At 38.1% G+C, this 20,407-nt stretch carries 19 protein-coding genes; 4 read left to right on the forward strand and 15 right to left on the reverse strand.

What is annotated here, in order from left to right; genetic code table 11:
* Window positions 1-125 precede the first annotated feature (125 nt).
* From ACQKMR_RS23455 to speB, 8 genes are all read right to left on the reverse strand, one after another.
* Window positions 126-659: a GNAT family N-acetyltransferase gene (locus ACQKMR_RS23455; RefSeq protein WP_427699442.1), complete on the reverse strand. Its 534-nt coding sequence runs from the start codon at window positions 657-659 to the stop codon at window positions 126-128.
* A gap of 186 nt (window positions 660-845) precedes the next feature.
* On the reverse strand, window positions 846-1,025 hold the full coding sequence (locus tag ACQKMR_RS23460) for a DUF3885 domain-containing protein (protein ID WP_427699443.1): 180 nt from the start codon (window positions 1,023-1,025) through the stop codon (window positions 846-848).
* Window positions 1,026-1,448: 423 nt separating this feature from the next.
* Entirely contained in the window at window positions 1,449-1,976 is a 528-nt protein-coding gene (locus ACQKMR_RS23465; RefSeq protein ID WP_427699472.1) for a DUF4309 domain-containing protein, read from the reverse strand.
* 660 nt (window positions 1,977-2,636) lie between these two features.
* Window positions 2,637-2,729 (reverse strand): putative holin-like toxin, encoded by a 93-nt coding sequence (locus ACQKMR_RS23470; RefSeq protein WP_220126990.1) that lies wholly within the window; start codon window positions 2,727-2,729, stop codon window positions 2,637-2,639.
* Between the two features lie 170 nt (window positions 2,730-2,899).
* The gene (locus ACQKMR_RS23475; protein WP_427699473.1) at window positions 2,900-3,835 is read right to left on the reverse strand and encodes a D-2-hydroxyacid dehydrogenase; all 936 of its coding nucleotides are present in this window, start codon (window positions 3,833-3,835) and stop codon (window positions 2,900-2,902) included.
* A gap of 220 nt (window positions 3,836-4,055) precedes the next feature.
* Window positions 4,056-4,817, reverse strand: coding sequence for a class II aldolase/adducin family protein (locus tag ACQKMR_RS23480; protein WP_427699444.1), 762 nt, complete (start codon window positions 4,815-4,817; stop codon window positions 4,056-4,058).
* 46 nt (window positions 4,818-4,863) lie between these two features.
* Window positions 4,864-6,285 carry a sodium:solute symporter gene (locus ACQKMR_RS23485; protein WP_427699445.1) on the reverse strand — a complete coding sequence of 474 codons (1,422 nt, stop codon included), beginning with the start codon at window positions 6,283-6,285 and terminating at the stop codon, window positions 4,864-4,866.
* Window positions 6,286-6,389: 104 nt separating this feature from the next.
* Window positions 6,390-7,388, reverse strand: a complete 999-nt coding sequence (gene speB, locus ACQKMR_RS23490) for an agmatinase (RefSeq protein WP_427699446.1) — start codon at window positions 7,386-7,388, stop codon at window positions 6,390-6,392.
* A 528-nt stretch (window positions 7,389-7,916) separates the two neighbouring features.
* Between speB and ACQKMR_RS23495 the strand changes: the two genes are divergently transcribed.
* From ACQKMR_RS23495 to ACQKMR_RS23505, 3 genes are all read left to right on the forward strand, one after another.
* Window positions 7,917-9,308, forward strand: a complete 1,392-nt coding sequence (locus tag ACQKMR_RS23495; protein ID WP_427699474.1) for a sigma-54 interaction domain-containing protein — start codon at window positions 7,917-7,919, stop codon at window positions 9,306-9,308.
* Window positions 9,309-9,799: 491 nt separating this feature from the next.
* Window positions 9,800-10,306, forward strand: coding sequence for a hypothetical protein (locus tag ACQKMR_RS23500; RefSeq protein WP_427699447.1), 507 nt, complete (start codon window positions 9,800-9,802; stop codon window positions 10,304-10,306).
* 18 nt (window positions 10,307-10,324) lie between these two features.
* Window positions 10,325-10,837, forward strand: coding sequence for a hypothetical protein (locus ACQKMR_RS23505; protein WP_427699448.1), 513 nt, complete (start codon window positions 10,325-10,327; stop codon window positions 10,835-10,837).
* A gap of 241 nt (window positions 10,838-11,078) precedes the next feature.
* On the opposite strand, the gene ACQKMR_RS23510 is transcribed toward ACQKMR_RS23505, so the two are convergent.
* The 7 genes from ACQKMR_RS23510 to ACQKMR_RS23540 form a co-directional block, all read right to left on the reverse strand.
* Complete coding sequence (locus tag ACQKMR_RS23510; protein WP_427699449.1) at window positions 11,079-11,762, reverse strand: YjjG family noncanonical pyrimidine nucleotidase; 684 nt, start codon at window positions 11,760-11,762, stop codon at window positions 11,079-11,081.
* A gap of 217 nt (window positions 11,763-11,979) precedes the next feature.
* Complete coding sequence (locus ACQKMR_RS23515; RefSeq protein WP_427699450.1) at window positions 11,980-13,530, reverse strand: BCCT family transporter; 1,551 nt, start codon at window positions 13,528-13,530, stop codon at window positions 11,980-11,982.
* 175 nt (window positions 13,531-13,705) lie between these two features.
* Complete coding sequence (locus tag ACQKMR_RS23520) at window positions 13,706-14,809, reverse strand: tartrate dehydrogenase (protein ID WP_427699451.1); 1,104 nt, start codon at window positions 14,807-14,809, stop codon at window positions 13,706-13,708.
* A 17-nt stretch (window positions 14,810-14,826) separates the two neighbouring features.
* A complete protein-coding gene (locus ACQKMR_RS23525; protein ID WP_427699452.1) occupies window positions 14,827-16,278 on the reverse strand; it encodes an aldehyde dehydrogenase family protein in 1,452 nt (483 codons plus the stop codon).
* Window positions 16,271-17,353, reverse strand: coding sequence for an aromatic ring-hydroxylating oxygenase subunit alpha (locus ACQKMR_RS23530; RefSeq protein ID WP_427699453.1), 1,083 nt, complete (start codon window positions 17,351-17,353; stop codon window positions 16,271-16,273). The genes ACQKMR_RS23525 and ACQKMR_RS23530 overlap by 8 nt, the downstream gene beginning before the upstream one ends.
* 87 nt (window positions 17,354-17,440) lie before the next feature.
* Window positions 17,441-17,689: a ferredoxin gene (locus ACQKMR_RS23535; protein ID WP_427699454.1), complete on the reverse strand. Its 249-nt coding sequence runs from the start codon at window positions 17,687-17,689 to the stop codon at window positions 17,441-17,443.
* A gap of 25 nt (window positions 17,690-17,714) precedes the next feature.
* The gene (locus tag ACQKMR_RS23540) at window positions 17,715-18,734 is read right to left on the reverse strand and encodes an NAD(P)/FAD-dependent oxidoreductase (protein ID WP_427699455.1); all 1,020 of its coding nucleotides are present in this window, start codon (window positions 18,732-18,734) and stop codon (window positions 17,715-17,717) included.
* Between the two features lie 297 nt (window positions 18,735-19,031).
* Here ACQKMR_RS23540 and ACQKMR_RS23545 point away from each other — a divergent pair, with 297 nt between their 5' ends.
* Complete coding sequence (locus ACQKMR_RS23545) at window positions 19,032-20,405, forward strand: sigma-54 interaction domain-containing protein (RefSeq protein ID WP_427699456.1); 1,374 nt, start codon at window positions 19,032-19,034, stop codon at window positions 20,403-20,405.
* The last annotated feature ends 2 nt before the right edge of the window (window positions 20,406-20,407 follow it).

The raw sequence follows: 20,407 nt of genomic DNA on the forward strand, positions 1-20,407 counted from the left end.
ATGGCCTTTCACTAAAGTAATTTCATACAAAAAAATGAGAATATGGTGGGCTTATTTAAGTATGGCCTTTCACTAAAGTAATTTCATACAAAAAAAGCTGATCGTCACAGTCCTTTATCCGTTGTTTACTTATTATTTTTAAGTAATGAATAGACATATGTATCATGTGCTTCACCATTTTGATACATATATTTCTGCAAAACTCCCTCTTTTTGAAAACCAATTTTAGTTAGTAAACTATTAGATGCTTCATTGTCAATAAATACAACAGCACCTATACGAGTTAAATCCATAACATCAAAACCATATGAAAGAACTCTAGATACTGCTTCTGAAGTATATCCTTTTCTCCACTGCTCTGGATGGATTTCGTACCCTATTTCTGCTCTTTTATGTTTAGGCAACCAAGCATTAAAGCCAATTGTTCCAATTATACCTTTGGTCTCTTTTCTTTCAATCCCCCAGCGTATGCCTCTTTTTTCATTGTAGTTATTTGAAAAGAAATCAACGAACTTCTCTGCTTGTTCTATACTCTCTAATGTATCTTGTCCATAATAACGTGTTACATTTTCGTTAGAAAAGCAAGCAAAAATACCTTCTGCATCCTCTTTTGTAATTTCTCTTAATATTAGTCTTTCTGTCTCTAATATTGGAAACATTTCATCTCTCCTTCTTTTTATTACTATAATTAACTATTCTTTTTAAATGGTAAAAATCCCTTTATAAATTGAATTTTGTATTGCACTATCCTGAACTGTTAGTTTGCATAAAAAAAAAGCTTCCATAAAGACAGCCCCGATCTTAAGCAAATTCACCATTAGTTGAAGAAGAATATCATTTTCTACCTAAACATAAGGTCTTCGGTCATAAACCAAAATCCAATCGGTACATTCTTCATAAAGGACTCTAATAGCTTCTTTATCAGCTGCTAAGATATCGCACCCATGACCATCGTACAAATGAAAAATTTTATTGGGGAGATTAACAAAATAAATCTCATACCCACTTACAGGATTTTTTTTCAAAATAGTAGATGGATGAAGTTTTCATAACTAAAAGTCTTGAGGATGTTTTATTTCGGTTTTCTTGTAATAAGCACCAAACGATGAGTCACAGATTGATCACCTTCTTCGTCTTCATCTTTGAAAACATTGGTAAAAGGAAATGCTGTAATTTGTATAATTTTTGTTTATCTTTTATGTATTTTAGATATAGGTTTAACGGTTTTTTTGAAGAAAAAGCTTGTTATTAGAAGTATGTAAGTATGTAAGTCCGTAACAAATAGAATTTCATCTTCCTCCCCATACACCTTATTAGCTCATTGAGAAATTTTCTTCAAATTCGTCTTTCCAACATGGCGGATTTTCTTTGCTATTGCCAACATTTTTTTGAATGAACCGTCCCTATAAAATACAGAGACGATTCCTTATGTGACTTGTTACTTATCATTATTCATCTGCAGATTCAGCTGTATACATATACAATTTTGGATCAGGGTTTATCCAGGCGCTTTCAAACAGGAAGACCACTTTATAATTTTCGTTATCAGTATAGGTGACATAGTACATTCCTTCTTGCTCCTCTTCACTTACAGGTTTACCAATCAATCCCTTCAACTCAGATAAATGAATGGTTTGCAACTGCGGATCAAAGTCATCAATGCCGGTAATCTTTTTTCTACCTGTTGAATCGTCATAGAGGAATCGAACATTACGGCTCCAATAATTGGCTGCAACAGTACTTAGATCTTCAGGTGGACCCCAGGCTTTTTCTACTTTTTTCAACGAATCACCAACAGAAAAAGGTTTACTGTTAATCGATTGTTGGGATTCATAAGCTAAACCCATGATTTTCCGAATCAAGAGATCTGGCGTAGAATTCGATGATTCTGAAGCAGCAGAAGCAAAAGCTGCCCCTCCGCTAAACATGAGAAATGCAAGTGTTAAAATTGTGAAGCTTCGGATAAAACCTTTCACTTGTTTCAAAATTAAACACCCTCTCTAAACAGGAATTGACAATTACCATATATTGCTCCCTAAATATAATACGCATTTTCCCCCAAAAAAGAACACTGATAATTATCGGTAATCCAGCAGTACTCTACCGAGAATAAGCAACCCACCACCACTCCTCTCGTACTGAAGAGTAAAGGTCTCTGTTACATCAAAATGAGATAGTTAAAAAAAGACTATCCTTATACCTTTATAAGCTATTAAAAGCTAATAAGTGCGTTCTAGGCTTTTGCAGTCTCTCACATTTATGTCACTAGTTTCACATGCAAAATTTGAATTTTCCATATTCCCAAACCCAGGTTTCATTCTCTAATCGTTTAAGCTATATATCAGACTATCCTTGGTGATTCAACTTACTTATTTTTATCTGCCCTAGCAGAATCACTCCTCGAGATTTATATCAATCGGTCTATTATGATATGTTATTTTTTGTAAATATAGATAGCAACATGTTAAATGAAGGATTTACTTCAATTAAGGCATACCTATACAACAAAAAGAACACCTCATATTGGTGTTCTCTGCAAGTTTAAAGAAACGAGGAAATCAATACATTCTATACAGAATCCGGTATTTTTTTAACGCTTCCATAATTAATCAAAACATCCGCCTGTCTTCGTTACTTCAAGGATTCTTGTCATGATTTTTGAAATCAAGAATAGCAATTACAAACATGCCAAAGCTTAGCATTAGGGAAATAACTTCGAAAGTACCCATTCATACATCGCCTCCTTACATCCAGCTTTTCCTGTTCAGAGATTGTCCTATACAAGAAAAACATAAGCAGTGGCTTTTAAACAAAAAAAGCAAACCCTATCAGGGTCTGCTCTCGTACTCCATTCTTATCATTGATCTTTGAAGCTTTCTTTTCAAATGGCCCATTACTGTCAATAACCCAGTTTTTTTTCAACAACATTCATTAGGGGTTTACCGTCAGAAAAAAGCTTTAAATTTTGCAAAAATAACTCCATCACACGATCCAGATGTTTTGAAGAGTTGTATGCGTTATGTGGAGAAACTATTACATTTTCCAGTTGCCAAAAAGGATGATCTTTAGGTAAAGGCTCTACTTCAAACACATCCAGTGCCGCCCCGGCTATGTGCCCATTGCTCAAACATTCAATTAAATCTCCATCCACAATAGTATTACCACGACCAACATTAACTAAATAACTACCTTTTTTCATTTTATTTAACCGTTCTTTATTTAAAAAATTAGAGGTCTCTTTGGTAAATGGTAGAGCTAATACAATAAAATCTGATTGAGAAAGTACTTCATCCACTTGATCCATTCCCATAATCAAATCAGCAGGTTCATATTCTTTGTTCTTTTTGTCCGGATTCCGACGACAGCCTATCACTCTCATTCCAAGTGCTTTACATCTTTTTGCAATTTCAAAGCCAATATGAACATACCCAATAATTCCCACTGTTGATTTTTCAATATATATCACAGGAATTTCCATCCAATTTTTATTTATTTGATTTCTGATTATTGTCGGCACACCTCTTGCTAATGAAGATAGCATCGCAATTGTATGCTCGGCAATCGGGACAGATGTGCAACCTTTTACATTGGTGATGGTAACATCGCTGTTTTGAATGTCTTCATTCAGCATGGCCTCCACTCCCGCACTGTCAGAATGGATCCATTTAATCTTTGAAGCCTTTTTAAGAATGTTAAGGTTATCGTGAAGTCCCATCGTGTAGAGGACATTAAACTCTGATAAATCTACAGTGGACTCTGGTTCAGGTTCGCCAAATTCCCAAGGTTCGATAATGACTTCAGAACAAATCTCCTTAAATGTATTTTTCCGGTATATCGACCCTTATATAAAGTGAAGGAGCTGCTTTCTTAGAACCGGGCATTATAAAAACCTCCTCAAGAACCTATTGATTCCTTTTTATTCATTGTAGGGGCGGCAATCTGTGAATTTGAATTCTTCGTCTATTTCGCTGCATCTTCATTACAATAGGTGAAGCCTAACCAAGAACTCCACCGTTTGATTCTTTGTATCTTCTTTCTGAAATTACTTTTTATGTTCACTTCAAGAAATCTGGTTGCTCTTTTCTAATTCTATCCCAAAGAGGTTGAAAACTCAGCCATCCCTCATATTCAGTTCCGGTTTGTTCTGCTGTTAATTTTGCATACTCTTCTTCTATAAAAATAGGCTTACCGACAGATTCAGCCATAATCTGCGCTTGACACGAACGTTCCATTGTTATGAACCACCAAGCAGCTGAATCTACAGATTGCCCTACTGTTAACAGCCCATGGTTTCGAAGGATAACCGCTTTGTATTGACCAAGAGCCCTAGCGATTCGTTTCCCTTCTTCAGTCGCATAAACCACACCAGTAAAATCATCGAATAATGCATGGTCATTAAAGAATTGGCAGGCATCTTGCGTAATCGGATCTAGTAATCTCCCTAAAGAAGACCACGTCTTACCGTAGACCGAATGAGCATGTGCCGCTGCAATGGCATCCGGTCGGGCTTTATGAATTTCTGAATGAATGGCAAAGGCAGCACCATTCACTGAATGTTCACCCTCTACAATTTCCCCCTTATGGTTAACCAGTAAAAGATCAGATACGGAAATTTGACTAAAATGCATCCCAAACGGATTGACCCAGAAATGGTCTGTATATTTAGGATCGCGGACCGTAATATGGCCCGCTATCCCTTCATCGAAACCAAACTTTGAAAAAAGACGGAATGAAGCTGCTAACCGTTCTTTCCGATGATTACGTTCTTCTTCCAGTGTATTAAATGTTGCGGGTTGCAGTGATATTGTCTTTGTCATTTTTCTTTCCTCCTCAAATCCGTTTCTGCTTTTTTTAGGTGAAACATCAATTAGCTATGGTGTCCACGTCTTTACCTTTTACATCTTTATTTACGTGTTCATTTTTGGAACTTAGCAATGTAAGTGTGGTGATGACCACAAAACTAGTAGCCAGTCCGTATAGAATTGGTTGAGTGGAGGAAGGCCCAGTAATGATCAATCCAACAATAATAACGATCATGCTAGCTAGTATGGAGTAAAATGCAGCTGTTGCCGTGACTCTCTTCCAAAAGAAACCAAGGATGATTGGAAAGAAAACAGCGCCGGATAAAATTGCGTAAGCTACATCCAAGGCAACTAAAATGTCTTGAATCCATATCGAAACGATTATGGTTAATACACCAATCGTTAAAGTTGTAATCCGAGATGTTTTTAAAAATTGACGTTCACTCATTCCTGGACCGATATATTTTTTAATGATGTCATTTACAACTAAAGTAGATGAAGCAAGTAATGTTCCTGAAGCAGTGGACATAAGGGCGGAGACCACACTTGCAATGACAACACCTAATAGACCAACAGGCAGAGTTTCCATTGCTATACTAGTAAATGCATTTTGTGGATCGCCTAAATTAGGAAGGATAATAAAAGCGCACATTCCAATGATACTGATTGCAATCGCGTAAAAAACACTATATATTCCTGCTCCAACCGTTCCGCCACGAGAGATCGTTTTGGTTCGTGCGGTAAAAAGACGCTGCCAAATATCTTGACCCACAACTACCCCTAAAGTAAATAGTAAAAAATATTGAAAAATTGTCTCTCCGCCAATGTTACCTAACTCAAAATGTGATGTAGGGAGATTTTCTTTAAGCGAGCCCCACCCTCCTGCCTTAGAGATGCTCATTGGAAGCATGATAAAGAAAATACCGATCGTCATAATGACGAATTGCACGACATCAGTCATGGTGACTGACCACATTCCTCCTAATATTGTATAAAATAAAACGATTCCACCCCCGACTATCATGGAAATTGTTAAATTCCAACCAGCCAAAACATGTAAAATCGTCCCCATTCCAATCACTTGTGTTACAGTCAACATAAATGTATAGATAACCGAGACTAAGGCACTGATCAATCGTGTTTGTGAATTGTAACGCTTCTCCAGCATTTCACTGATCGTCAAAACTTTTAAATCAAATATCTTAGTTGTTAAAAACAACCCTATTGCGATAATGCCTAGCCCGATCATTACCACTAGCCAAATACCGGATATTCCAAACTGATAACCCAACTTTGCCGTTCCTAGTGTTGAAGCGCCCCCTAATATTACAGCCGCTAAACATGATAAATACATAAAATGACCTAGATTACGCCCTGCTACAATGAAATCATCTGCTGTTTTTGCCCGTTTAGATCCGATTACTCCAACAATGATTAAAACAGAAAAATATAGAATCATGATCGTTATATCCAAAAAATGCATTTACACATCTCCTTTTGGGTTTGTTTGGTTTTATATATCACTGTGTTTTAAAGATGGAAGGAAGGGTATTTTCACTGATTCCTTCCATCCAATTGAAAAGGAAATTATTTGTTAAGCTGTGTTTCCAAATCTTCCAATCTCTCTTTTTTCTCCAGTTTTTCTTTTTTTGCAAGAGCGATAAGTGTGATGAACTCATAGACAATATTAGCGGCGGCGGCGGCCGTGATTTGTCCGTGATCGTATGCAGGTAAAACCTCAACAAGGTCAAATCCTACAAAATCAATATTCGTCAATCCTCTTACTAAAGTTAAAGCATCATCAATGCTAGCCCCTGAAACTTCTGGTGTCCCCGTTCCAGGTGCATAAACAGGATCTAGAAAATCAATATCAAAGGATAAAAAGACAGGACCATTTGCTACACGCTCATGAATGACCTCTAGCGTCTTTTCGACACCCATTCGTTTATAATCGTTTGTCGTATAAACGCCTAAGCCTAAATCCCGAGCATCCTGAAGATCTTCCGGTCCGTACAGACCTCCCCTCATACCAATTTGAAGAGATCGAGATACATCAATGAGACCTTCTTCTATTGCGCGGCGAAAAACGGTTCCATGATTATATTTTTGATCAAAATAGCTATCCCATGTATCGGAGTGGGCATCGAATTGAAGCAAGGCAACTGGCCCATGTTTTTTTACGATTGCGCGTAACTCTCCTAGAGTAATAGAATGATCGCCTCCTAATGAAATAGGAATGATCCCTTTTTCAATGACAGGAGTAAGTTCTTCTTCAATCTTTTTATATGTTTCAGAAATATAGCCCGGAATGATTGGAATATCCCCATAATCAATCCCTGATATATAGTCAAAAATGTTAATATCCTGTTCAGGATTATAAGGACGCAAAAGAATCGAAAAATCGCGAATAGCTTCTGGGCCAAATCTTGCCCCCGTTCTAAATGATTGCCCTGAATCAAATGGAATACCCGTAATGACAAAATCCATATGTTCATCTAGCTGTTCAACAAATGGAAGCCGCATAAATGTGCGTACTCCACAAAAACGTGGTGATTTGAATGAGTCCTTCGGTTGATACTTCATCATGTAATATCCTCCTAAATTTCTACTATATTTTTATTATTACAAATTCCACTCCTGCCCAACCCTGGCATATATTCTAATGTGATTTTTTAAATATACTTTACGATTAGTAGGAAGGAACACTCTCAGATTTTCATAGTAAATCTATCGATTAAAAGTATTACCATGTGCTCAAGCACCTGTTTTTTCTATTGCAAATATTTTTGTAGCCTTTATTAGAACGCTGTATTTGAGACCCTCACGTGTGAAAACCATAGTAGAAGCACTGGCAATATGTACTGGATATTTGCTACAGCATAGTAAACGCCCCCATGTTTTCATAATTTTCATCTTACATATTACTAAGCAAGATTCACGCCAACTATTTTTCAGATAATTACGACGATTTTAGCTATTTTTTTATATGGATTTGATTTAAAATTAAATCAAATCCATATTTCCTAATTTAATTTTTGATTATTTGCTCTTTTTGATTAATATTTTAATCAACAACTATAGTAATAAAAGGAGGAAAACTTATTGGATGATAGAATGCTGGAGCAGGAGTTAAAAAAAATTATCGAAACTTCGAATAATAACATTACAATTACAGATGAAGAAGGAATCATTTTATACTCTAATCCAAAACTCTGGGAGATTTATGGTATGGAACCTGACTCATACATCGGTACATCTGTTTATCAATTAGAAAAAGAGGGACTTCTCACACCATCTATCAATGCACTCGTTTTAAAAGAAAAAAAAGCGATGCGTATTATGCAGCATACACAAACAGGGCATGTTGTCATGTCTACGGGCTATCCCATTTTTAATAAAGAAGGCCTTCTCGTTAGGGTAATTAGCTATGGCCAGGATCAAACCGAGATTTTGCAATTGCAGGAACAATACGAGCAATTACAACGAATAGTAAAAGGCTATCAAACAGAAGTAGAGGATTTAAGGGAAAAAGAACTAGATTTCCACGATTTGATTGCAAGAAGTAATGCAACCAAGCAGATTTTAAAAACGATCCACAATGTTGCTAAAACAGATGCCACGATTCTATTATTAGGACCAACAGGGGTAGGGAAAAGTACATTTGCACGTGCTGTTCATAATCAAAGCAATCGAAAGAAAGAACCCTTTATTGAGGTGAATTGCAGCACAATACCGGAAAGTTTGTTTGAATCAGAGATATTTGGCTATGAACCTGGATCTTTTACAGGGGCCAACAAACAAGGAAGGCAGGGTCTGATAGAACAAGCTGACAGTGGTACTCTTTTTTTAGATGAAATCGGTGAACTTTCACTTGCCATGCAGGCTAAATTATTGAAAGTGTTACAAGAAAAAAAGATAAAGCGCATCGGTGGAAAAAAAGAAAGCTTTATTAATTTCCGGCTAATCGCAGCAACAAATCAGGATTTGAAGGGGATGGTAAGTGAAGGAAAGTTTAGATTAGACTTGTTTTATCGTTTGAATGTGATACCTATCCAAATTCCTGCATTACATGAACGTAAAGAAGATATACCTCTCTTAATTCAACATTACTTACAAAAAACAAATGATAAATACCAGAAATTAAAAAAATTCCATCCAACGACATATGAAGTATTGACTCATTATCAATGGCCTGGTAATATACGCGAATTAGAAAATTTAATTGAACAGTTAATTCTGATCATTGAAGAACCCTTCATATTTCCCAAACACCTTCCCCAAGCCATCACAGGACAAATAGAACAAACAGAAAATTCCTCTTCCCTGGCAATCGAACAGGAGTCAGACGAGAATCACGATCTAAAGAAGACATTAGAAAAGGTTGAAATACAACTGATTACAAAAGCATACAAACAATGTAAAACCACATACGAGATGGCAGATTATTTGGGAATTAGTCAGCCTACAGTCATCTATAAATTAAAGAAATATAAGAAGCACTTTTGAATGATATCTTGTTAAAAATCTTCTTAATTCAGCCCTATAAAAATTAATTTTTTCAAGCAACTACTCCCTGTCTCCGAGCTTGCGTGTGTGGTAATTCGGATTAGAATAAGAGTGACCATGAACTTGTTATCATTCTGATATGACACTTAAAGAAGGAATAGAAAAGAAGAATACTGAATGTAAATTTATATAAAAAATTTAAATTTACATACCTATTTTGAGTAAAAGAAAAGCCTTGCAGCTGGCTGGTAACCATCCAGAACTTCTGCAAGGCTTTTTTCTATTTGGGTAGTGCCAAAAATGGGCATGGCCTGCTATTTTATTTAAATCTAGCCCAGTTGACTCAAAAACTTCCGACTAATTATTTTTGAATACGGTGAAATATAATCTTATTCAAGGGAGTATATTTCTTAACAGTAGAGCAAAATCATTAGTTTCAAGATTTAGGATTTAAAATCCTAATCATATAATGCTAAGGGGGAAACAAATGAATGACATCTACTTTTACGGGGATGAATTCCAATCAACAGGATTTTTATCTTGAAGCCATTGATAATACCTTAGAAAAAGGTCTAGCTGCTAAAGAAGTCGTTTGTTCCATTACCACAGGTTTTCGAGATATTCCATCCATCCGTACTGCACCGGGGCTTAATCCTTACCACGCTTCAGTAGCTGATATTGGCTACGGTTTTGATGCAGTACGTGGAACAATCATGAGAATACATCAAGGAGAATCCATTTCTCTTGCAAAGGATATGCTTGTGTTTGAACTGGATACACTACGTATTAGCGAAAAACAATTAAACCCTAATTTTGAACTAGCAGTAAAAGGTGCGAAGCCGGATACTTTTTATTTGATTGAACAAAGTAGATATTTAAACCGCCAAATCGCAGAATCAATCAAAGAAGCGATACGTCTTGGCAAAGCCTTTTTTGGACCTGAATGGAAGATCAGTCGTGCACGGATCCAGAATATTCAAGCAATCCCACGTCTATAGGAAGGAGAGAAGAGCATATTGCCTAATTCACAACCCTTGGAAATAAGTATGGAAGATCACCAACATTTGATGGAATGGTGGAAAACAACGGAGTCAGCTAAAATAGTGGTTCAACATTTAATTTCGTTGATAAGTGAACTTCGGTTGCACCCAGAATCCAGTCACGCGGATGGAATAGTTCTTTTTTATCGGGCCGCTTCCGAGATTTCATACGGTTACGCCGGAACACGCGGATGCATCCGAAGGGCTTTTACAAGTGAATATTCTTATGCACTTCGGAAAAATATGGTGATGTGTCACAGCTTCGCACAAAAATATTCAGTTGATACGAAAGTTCTCCTTGAGCGTGTAGCAAAGCAAATCACAGGACCAAACGCCCTACAATTGATAGATCGCATAAGGGGGGAATTAATTGAAAATGACGTGATGTTAAATGAAATGGCTAAAAGAGCTCAAGCTTTCTTTGGAAAAGAACCCTTCCAGTCCATTCAAATGGAAGTGAAGCAATCTAATACCTTGCCAAGAGAATAGCCTGACGCTACGCAACTCTATCTGAAAAATAGGAGCCGATGATTCTTAAACATAAGGAAATCGGCTTTTTATAGATAAATCGGCACAGGGATTTCTATATAAAAAACTAACACACCCATACTTGTTTTATTCATTTCTTATCTTGCTTATTATTAGAAAGACAGGTAATCAATCTTTTATCGCACCTGTTATTCTCCCAAAAATCTAACATTCTACTTCCAATCCACTCTTTTTAAAAGGTTCACTCTACAACCTGCATAAGATCTATCAGCTTCCAGATTTCATATGTTGGCTTAATTCCTAGATTATTTTCCTTTTGATGCGGATTGAACCAGCAGGTGTCAATCCCATAATCTATTCCTCCTTGAATATCGGAGGTCAAAGAGTCGCCCACAATTAAAACTTTAGCTTTGTCTGTAATCTGTAACTTAGAGAACGCATAATCGAAAATACCCTTTGCAGGTTTCTGGAATCCCACCTCTTGAGAAATTATAATATGCTCAAAAGTATTGCTAAGAGGAGAACCGCCAATTCTTGATGTCTGCACATCAGTGAATCCATTAGTAATTATAGCTAGACGACAATCTGCTAGATTCTCGCAAACTTCCACAGCTCCCTGTATAAGATGGATTTCCTTACTCAAATAGTTAAGATACACACGGCTGAACATCTCTGCCTCTATGTCAAGCTCATGCTTGAGGAACAACCTCTTAAATCTCTCCACTCCTAGATCTGACAAATCAGTAAGTCCTTGTTCCAAATCTCTCCATAATACCCTACTAATCTCTTGATAACTAGTCTGATAATCCTCCAACCCAGTAGGCAATCCGAACTTTAGAAAAGATTCATGTAACGCCTTTTTTTCCGATATACCAAATTCCAATAATGTATCATCAACATCAAACAAGATAACCTCGTATTTCATTACTACCTCCATTAATCATTACCAATAAGTCTAGAACGCCTATTTGCCATTCCTTCTATAACAATACCATTTACCTCCTTTTAATCTATATTTCCTAAAATTTATCGGGAACAATTTATATAAAAAAGTTTCCACAAGGATAAAAAAGACTCAAATAATGGACACCCTTATTGCAGTGCCCATTATTCGAATCGGTTAAAAAACCGCTTCATTTAATTTATAAGGCTTTTTTTTCAGCAACTGTTACTTTTTTATCCGTTTTTTTAATTTGCTTCTCCTTCATAAGATGCATTTCCTCTTTAAGACCTTTATACGTTGAATAACACATAATAAGCATGAGTATTGCCAACGGAACTGCCGTAGCTACAAGTGCAGATTGCAAGCCTGCCAGACCGCCAGTCATAATCAATACAACCGAGATTGCAGCAATGATAATCCCCCAAATGATTTTAATGATATGAGAAGGATTTGGATTTCCATTTTCACTAAACATGCCTAAAACAAAGACCGCTGAGTTGGCAGAAGTGATAAAGAAAATTAGTACAAGTGCCATGGCTAAGATACTTAAAAATGTTGCCATTGGGAAATACTCAAAAAACTTAAATAACGCCGATGTCACATCTGTTGAAACAGCAGTAGCTAGTGCTGTTTCACCCATATTTTGAATTAAATGAACGGCTGAGCCCCCCATAACGGCAAACCAAAAGAATGATCCAAGCACCGGGATAAAGACGGCACCCATCATAAATTCTTTAATCGTTCTGCCTTTTGATATTCTGGCTACGAAACTTCCTACAAGTGGAGCCCAAGCGATCCACCAACCAAAATAAAACAGTGTCCAGCTAGCTATCCATGTCCCTTTACTATCGCTATATGGCTCTGTCCTGAACGACATACCAACAAAGTTTTGAACGTAATCGCCTACACCTTGAAAAAAGACTTTAAAAATCGTTTGTGTCGGTCCTAGAAAAAGAACAAAGGCCAATAACGCAAATGCAAGAAACATATTTAGATTGGATAAATGTTTCATGGCTCCTTGTAACCCTGAGACGGTTGATGCTACATAAATTATGGATACCACAACGATTATAAATGTTTGAACACTAACATTTATCGGTAGACCCCATAGAAAATTTAACCCACTGTTGACTTGCAACGTACCAAAACCTAGTGACGTTGCAATCCCGATGACAATGGAGAGAATAACAATCACATCGATTCCCTTGCCAATGGGGCCTCTGACCTTTTCTCCAATTATCGGATAAAAAACTGAGCTTAATGAAGACGGTAATTTTTTTCTGAATTGGAAGAATGCTAAAGATACTCCTACAAGTGCATAACAGGCCCAAGCGGAAACTCCCCAGTGCAGGTAGACTAACTGCATTGCGAGCTTTGCTGACTCTTCGGAGGATGCTTTACCAAAAGGAGGATTAATATAGTAGGAAACAGGTTCTGCTACACCCCAAAATACTAGACTGATTCCGATAGAAGCACTAAATAGCATGCCAATCCATGTTGCTGTTTTATATTCAGGGCGATCGGTATCGTCACCTAAACGTATGTGACCAAATTTAGAAAGTCCAATATACATACAAAACACAAAGAAAATAAAGACACTTCCAAGAATAAACCATCCCAAATTATTATAGATAAAATTTAGCGATCCATTAGAAAACTTTTCTAGTTGTTTCGGCAAAAACACACCAATGCCTATTAAGCCCAGGCTGATCACTAATGATGTATAAAAGACCAGGTTCTTACTTCTCATCTAATCACCTCTTAATAATATGTTAAAAACACATCCAACAGCTTACACTCCTTTATTTGTAAACGCTTTCTAATCACGCAAAATAAATTCTATAGCTTTTAGTTATTAGTCCTCGAATCGATTCCGAGGACTAATGAATTAGATAGGGTTAACATTCTTTAAAAACGTAATATCGTTATATACGTGATTTCACTGCCATACCTTTAGATAAAATGATTGACTCGATGATTTCCGTTACCCGGTTACCCACTTCGGAAGTAGTAGCGGTACCATTCATATCCGGGGTGAGCACCCGATCCTCCAACAGAAGTTGTTCAATCGAATCAAGAACAATTTTTCCATGTCCTTCATATCCAAAAAAGTCGAGCATTTGACTTGCTGACCAAATGGAAGCGAGCGGGTTACCAATTCCTTTGCCTGCAATGTCAGGAGCTGAACCGTGAATTGGCTCAAACATCGATGGAAAGTCCCTTTCAGGATTAATATTGGCTCCGGCAGCAAGACCGATTCCTCCAGCAAGCGCTGCACCTAAATCCGTTAAAATATCACCGAACAAGTTCGAAGTTACAACGACTTCAAAGCGCTTCGGATCTTTAATCATCAGCATCGCCGCTGCGTCGACGAGATATGAAGCCGTTTCGACTTCAGGATATTCTTTGCTCACTTCTTCAAATACCTGATCCCAGAAAACCATCGAATAATTAAGGGCATTTGCTTTAGATATACTCGTCAGCGATCTTCCTTCTTTTTTCGCCGTTTCAAAGCCGTAACGGATAATTCTTTCCGTGCCCTTACGGGAAAATACACCGTTTTGCAAAACAACTTCATTTTCCTGCCCTTTAAACAGCCAGTCCCCTGCTCCTGAATATTCACCTTCACTGTTTTCGCGGATGAACAGCATATCAATATCTTCACGTTTCACATCAACGAGAGGCAAGTGAGCCCCTTTTAACAATGTCACGGGCCGGATATTGACATACTGATCAAAACTTTTACGGATTTTCAATAATAGCTCCCATAGTGAAATATGGTCTGGAACGCCCGGAAACCCTACCGCTCCCAAATAAATCGCGTCAAACTCTTTCAGCTTATCAATCCCATCATCATCCATCATTCTACCATTTTCAGCATAAAATTCGCAGCCCCATGGGAAGTATGTGAAATCCAATTGAAAACCTGAATCCAGTTCAGCCACTTTTTTTAATACTTTTATGCCTTCATTAATCACTTCAGGGCCAATGCCATCTCCTGCGATGACCGCAATTTTGAATTGTTTCATAAATGATCTCCTCGATTTCAGTCTTGGTTCCAAACGACCAATTTCATTTCGGTCATTTCTTCCACAGCGTATTTAATTCCTTCACGACCAGTCCCGCTTTCTTTTACTCCACCGTATGGCATTTGATCGACACGATAGGTTGGCACGTCATTGATGATTACTCCTCCCACATGTAATTCCTGAGATGCGTACAATGCGTTTTTCACATTGTTTGTGTATATCCCTGCCTGTAATCCAAAGCGGGAATCATTCACTTGATCAATCGCTTCCTTCACAGAACCCACTTTATTTACAATGACAACCGGGGCAAATGCTTCCTGGCAAGAAACTTTTAGCTTATGATCCGCATCTGTAATTATTGTCGGCTCAAGAATGCCCTCTTGCAGCTTGCCGCCAGCTGCGATTATTGCCTTGCTGTCTTTAGTTTCTTCAATCCAGCCCAGCACACGTTCTGCTTCCCCTTTAGAGATTAAGGAAGAAATGTATGTGTCCGGATCAAGCGGGTCGCCAATTTTCAGCTTCTTTGTAGCTTCAGTGAATTTCTCAACGAATTCTTCATACACATCTTCATGAGCATACACTCGCTGTAGAGAAATACAAACCTGCCCCTGATTGGAGAAGGCACCCATGATGCAACGATCAATAATTTGATCAATTTCAATGCCTTTGTCAATAATTAATGCCGAGTTTGAGCCAAGTTCAAGGGTCGTCTTTTTCAAGCCCGCTTTATTACGGATGCCTATTCCGACGCTCGGGCTGCCTGTGAATGTAACCATGCTTACTCGGTCGTTTTCCACAATCGCTTCTCCAACCGTACTGCCGGGACCTGTCACCACATTTAATGCACCAGCTGGAAGACCCGCTTTTTCAAAAATTTCTGCTATAAAAAGCGCAGACAGTGGAGTTTGCGACGCTGGCTTCAAAACAATGGTATTTCCTGCCGCGATTGCTGGTCCGACTTTATGAGCAACAAGGTTCATAGGGAAGTTAAATGGAGTGATTGCACCAATGACCCCAATCGGCTCTCTTAATGTGTAACCAATTCTTCCAACTCCACCAACGGCTGCATCAAAAGGAATCGTTTCACCGTGAATTCTTTTAGCTTCTTCAGCCGAGAACTTATACGTTTCGATGGTCCTTCCAACTTCCGCTTTTGCGAACATGATCGGTTTGGCTGATTCACGGGATATGATTTCTGCCGCTTCTTCCGCATTCTCCATTAATAACGCGACAGCCTTCTCCAATATATCCGCCTTTTGATATGCTGGCATTTTTGCCATGACTTCGCGCGCATTGTAGGCGGCTGCAATCGCCCTTTCCGTCAGCTCTTTATCCGCCATGGCAATTTGGGCGATTTCTTCCCCGGAATAAGGGGAATATAGCGGGGCATAGCTTTCCGTTTCGACTTTTTCACCATTGATCATCAGATATTGTTTCATTGATTTCAATTGATTCGCTAATTTACTCATTTAGGGCCTCCAATACCATTTCATGAAATTGAACAATTGCTTTTTCCGAAGACGAATATCTACCTTTATTAAATGCACGAGAGCGGAAACCAATTTGTTCTAGCTCTACAAGTTCCACATCTTCCTGTCGGACTTGTTCAGCAAATGTAACTAGGTCTTTCTCTTCCTGAGTCAAATTCTCATCACGGAAATAATAAGTGTAAACAGCTAAAGTCGTTTCATGATCAATCGGCACCATTTGAATGGTTGCCATATTTCCGGGACCTGGATAAATTGTCAACATCAAGTTAGGCCACAGCCAGAAAAAAGAACCACCTTGCATTTCTGCCTGATTTAAATCCACTGTTCCATAATTTTTATCCGGTTTAACGATTGATCCTTGTAGTGAATAGTTATCACATGTAATGATTTGATAATCATCCATATCGAGTGCTGCAACAAAGCTTGGATGAGCTACATGGCAATGGTCACATTCTAAATAATTATCAATAAACGCTTTCCAGTTTGCCTTAATCACCCGAGTTTTTTGGCTAGTTCTTTTTAACTCACTTAAAAATGGATATTTTCTTAAACGGTCGAAGAAATCGCCGTAAGATTCGCTAAGCGGTTTCGCGTTATCATCCAAGTTGACAAAGATTAAAGATTCCAAGATTTCCATACGAACGGAACGTAGACAGGCATCTTGTACACAGGCTTCATCTTCTCCTTTAAAATTCGGCGCTTTGTTCAATTTCCCATCCAATTTGAACGTCCAACCATGATAACTGCATTGTAAAATTTTCTTCTTGCCTGATTCACTTTTTTCAAGCTTAGTGGCACGATGCGGACAAACGTTATAAAAAGCGCGGATCACCTCATCCTGGCCGCGGTTTACTATGATCGGCTCATTTGCTACTTCTGTCGTAAAGAATGATCCCACTTTTTCCAATTGACTGACATGACCCACAAGCTGCCAAGATTTAGAGAATACTAGATCGATTTCCTTTTCGAGAACTTTCGGATCCGTGTATTTGTCATATGTCAATGTTCTTTCAAATGTACGATTTGTAACATTTTCCACCTTGTTATAAGCCATCATTATTTCCCCCTAAAAATGATTACAAGCATTCCTGCCATACTGGATATTAAGATTGATATTTCTTAATTGATCAGCCCTTCCGCTTCAGCCAGCTGACACTGGTATATTGGCGAAAGGTTCTGTAGCTAACTTAATCGAATCTGTCGGACAACCATCAAAAGCATCTTCCAAGTCCTCCTCCAGATCTTCGGATACTTCAGTTATTCCTGTGTTGGCATCCAGGATTGAAAAAGCGATTCCTTCATCGTTATAATCGAAAATTTCCGGTGCAGTCGCTCCACATGCCCCGCAAGCGATACATGTCTCCTGGTCAACTATTGTGTATATAGCCATGTGGTTTCCCTCCCCTTTTACATAATTAAACGGACGTTGTGCTTTTCTCTTTTCCTCCCATTGTGCTCGTGCTGTGCAGCGGCTGAACTTTTGCACTTGGATCAATATAAACCTTTGCATTACTGACAGCTGTCGGCGCTTCTCCAAACCCGCTCGCAATCAGCTTCACTTTTCCTTCGTAGGTACAAATATCCCCTGCTGCGTAAATGCCTTTGATATTCGTCTCCATTTTAGAGTTAACAACGATAGAATTGTTTTCAATTTCAAGACCCCAATCTTTTATGGGACCTATTGAAGAAACAAAGCCATAATTGACAAGGACGTCATCTACTTCAACTTCAAGTGATTCTCCGCTCTTTGCTTCCGTCACAATCACTTTTTCTATTTTTTCATCACCGCTTAATTGAGCTGGTACATAAGGAGTCAAAATTTCCACTTTAGATTGCTTTAAACGTTCCACACTGTGTTCATGGGCACGAAATTTGTCTCTTCGGTGAATGAGTGTTACTTTTTCCGCTATTGGTTCGAGCATTAGCGACCAGTCAACTGCTGAATCACCGCCGCCAAACACCACCACTTTCTTTCCGGCGAACTGACTAATATCCTGAACGAAATAATGAAGGTTAGCATTTTCGAATTTTTCTTCGCCCTCAATTTTTAGCTTTCGAGGCTGGAATGCTCCATTTCCAGCTGTGATAATAATTGCTTTCGTATAATGTGTTTCTTCAGTCGTCGTAATTGCAAAAATACCCTCAGTTGAACGAACAATGGTCTCTACAGATTGTTCAAGACAAATTTCCGTGTCAAACTGATCCATTTGCTCCAGTAATTGATTCACCAGATCTTGAGCCAGCACTTTTGGGAAACCTGCGATATCATAAATATATTTTTCAGGGTACAAAGCAGATAACTGTCCTCCCAATTGCGGAAGACTTTCGATAATTTTCACAGAGGCTTGGCGCATTCCTGCATAAAAAGCGGTAAACAAGCCAACCGGCCCTCCCCCGATAATTGTGATGTCAAAAACCTCAGATTGTTTCTCCAAATTCATTCCTCCCTTGATGTCATACTTAAAAAATTTTTTTTACTAGAATCTTGCTTTGCTAAAGTGTCAAATAATGCAATAATTATCGACATGCAAAAAGGAAAACCTAGCAACTCGTCGATTTTATATAGTGCAATTCGCATGCCAAACATCAAAAACACTATAAGTACGGTATTAATACACTAAATATTTAGAATTTTTTTTTGAAAACGCTGTCACATCGAGTTATAATTAACTCAATATCGCAAAATACTCATTCGAAATTCACTCATTCCCTTGAAAAGAGAGGATCATTCTATGAAAAGTAAGGATTCAACGGAAAGTGTTGAGATGACGCTACAAACCCTTTTGAAAATTCTGGATCATTCGTCAGACGAAATTTTTGTGCTTGATGGCGAAAAGCGCATCCTTTACGTTAACCAAGTATGCGAGCGCCATTATGGCCTAAAGCCGACTGATGTAATCGGCAAATATAATGTCGACTTATTTGAAAAAGGTTATTGGAAACCATCCATTGTACCGGAAGTTTTTAAAAGGAAAAAGCCTTGCTACATAAAGCAGCAAACTTATATCGGGGCTGAACTGATGACGTCAGCCATTCCAATCTTAAATGATGAGGGGGAAATCGAACTCGTCGTTACTACATCAACAGAAATACAAACATATAAAATGCTAAAAGCAAATGAAACGGATGATGAGTTAAAAACCACTCAAGATGAAGATGAAATGGGTCGTTTTATTACTAATAGCGGAAAAATCAACCGAATTCTGACCTTTTGCGAAAAAGTAGCTCCAACAGATTCTACAATTTTAATCCAAGGCGAATCAGGTACAGGAAAAGGAGTGCTAGCCCAATTTATTCACAGGATTAGTAAACGGAAAAACAAGCCGTTCCTGACAATAAACTGCGCAGCCATTCCAGAAGAACTGCTAGAATCAGAACTATTCGGTTATTCTAAAGGCGCATTTACAGGAGCAAACAAAACTGGAAAACGGGGATTGATTGAATCCGCGGACGGCGGCACTATTTTTCTTGATGAAATTGGGGAAATACCTCTTTCTCTGCAGGCTAAGCTTTTACAAGTAATTCAGGACAAACAGTTCATTCCCGTTGGCAGCAGTGAAATGAAAAAAGTCGATATTCGCATCGTCGCCGCTACAAACCAGAACTTAATAGAAATGGTCAATGACAAAAAATTCCGAGAAGATTTATTTTACCGTTTGAATGTGATTGATATTCAATTGCCTCCACTGCGTGAGCGCAAAGAAGATATCATTCCCCTTACGTACAATTTTTTAAATAAGTTCAATGAAAGATACCATGAGAGTAAAGTTATCTCGGAAGAATGCTTAAACATATTAATCCAATATTCGTGGCCTGGTAATGTGCGCCAGCTCGAAAACTTGATTGAACGATTAGTCCTAATAAGCGACTCCGTTATCCTGATGGCTGACTTGCCGGAAATGATCACCGAAAACGTTGAACAAGTCACCCAGATCGCTCTTCCCACTTCGCTCGATAAGGCACTTGACGAAACAAAGCGAATCTTAATCAGAAAATCTTATCAAACATACAAATCATCTAGGAAAGTCGCGAAGGACCTTTGTATCAGCCAAACAAAAGCTTCGACATTAATCCGAGAGTACTGTGAGGATTTAATGAATAAATAAGC

This window comes from Peribacillus sp. NPDC096540, assembly GCF_050278525.1.
GTDB lineage: Bacteria > Bacillota > Bacilli > Bacillales > DSM-1321 > Peribacillus.

What these genes read in the sequence shown, in the direction of transcription:
- ACQKMR_RS23455 (WP_427699442.1), bottom strand. Translation starts at nt 659, where the DNA reads ATGTTTCCAATATTAGAGACAGAAAGACTAATATTAAGAGAAATTACA.
- ACQKMR_RS23470 (WP_220126990.1), bottom strand. Translation starts at nt 2,729, where the DNA reads ATGGGTACTTTCGAAGTTATTTCCCTAATGCTAAGCTTTGGCATGTTT.
- ACQKMR_RS23480 (WP_427699444.1), bottom strand. Translation starts at nt 4,817, where the DNA reads ATGACAAAGACAATATCACTGCAACCCGCAACATTTAATACACTGGAA.
- ACQKMR_RS23485 (WP_427699445.1), bottom strand. Translation starts at nt 6,285, where the DNA reads ATGCATTTTTTGGATATAACGATCATGATTCTATATTTTTCTGTTTTA.
- speB (WP_427699446.1), bottom strand. Translation starts at nt 7,388, where the DNA reads ATGATGAAGTATCAACCGAAGGACTCATTCAAATCACCACGTTTTTGT.
- ACQKMR_RS23495 (WP_427699474.1), top strand. Translation starts at nt 7,917, where the DNA reads ATGCTGGAGCAGGAGTTAAAAAAAATTATCGAAACTTCGAATAATAAC.
- ACQKMR_RS23500 (WP_427699447.1), top strand. Translation starts at nt 9,800, where the DNA reads ATGACATCTACTTTTACGGGGATGAATTCCAATCAACAGGATTTTTAT.
- ACQKMR_RS23510 (WP_427699449.1), bottom strand. Translation starts at nt 11,762, where the DNA reads ATGAAATACGAGGTTATCTTGTTTGATGTTGATGATACATTATTGGAA.
- ACQKMR_RS23515 (WP_427699450.1), bottom strand. Translation starts at nt 13,530, where the DNA reads ATGAGAAGTAAGAACCTGGTCTTTTATACATCATTAGTGATCAGCCTG.
- ACQKMR_RS23520 (WP_427699451.1), bottom strand. Translation starts at nt 14,809, where the DNA reads ATGAAACAATTCAAAATTGCGGTCATCGCAGGAGATGGCATTGGCCCT.
- ACQKMR_RS23525 (WP_427699452.1), bottom strand. Translation starts at nt 16,278, where the DNA reads ATGAGTAAATTAGCGAATCAATTGAAATCAATGAAACAATATCTGATG.
- ACQKMR_RS23530 (WP_427699453.1), bottom strand. Translation starts at nt 17,353, where the DNA reads ATGGCTTATAACAAGGTGGAAAATGTTACAAATCGTACATTTGAAAGA.
- ACQKMR_RS23535 (WP_427699454.1), bottom strand. Translation starts at nt 17,689, where the DNA reads ATGGCTATATACACAATAGTTGACCAGGAGACATGTATCGCTTGCGGG.
- ACQKMR_RS23545 (WP_427699456.1), top strand. Translation starts at nt 19,032, where the DNA reads ATGAAAAGTAAGGATTCAACGGAAAGTGTTGAGATGACGCTACAAACC.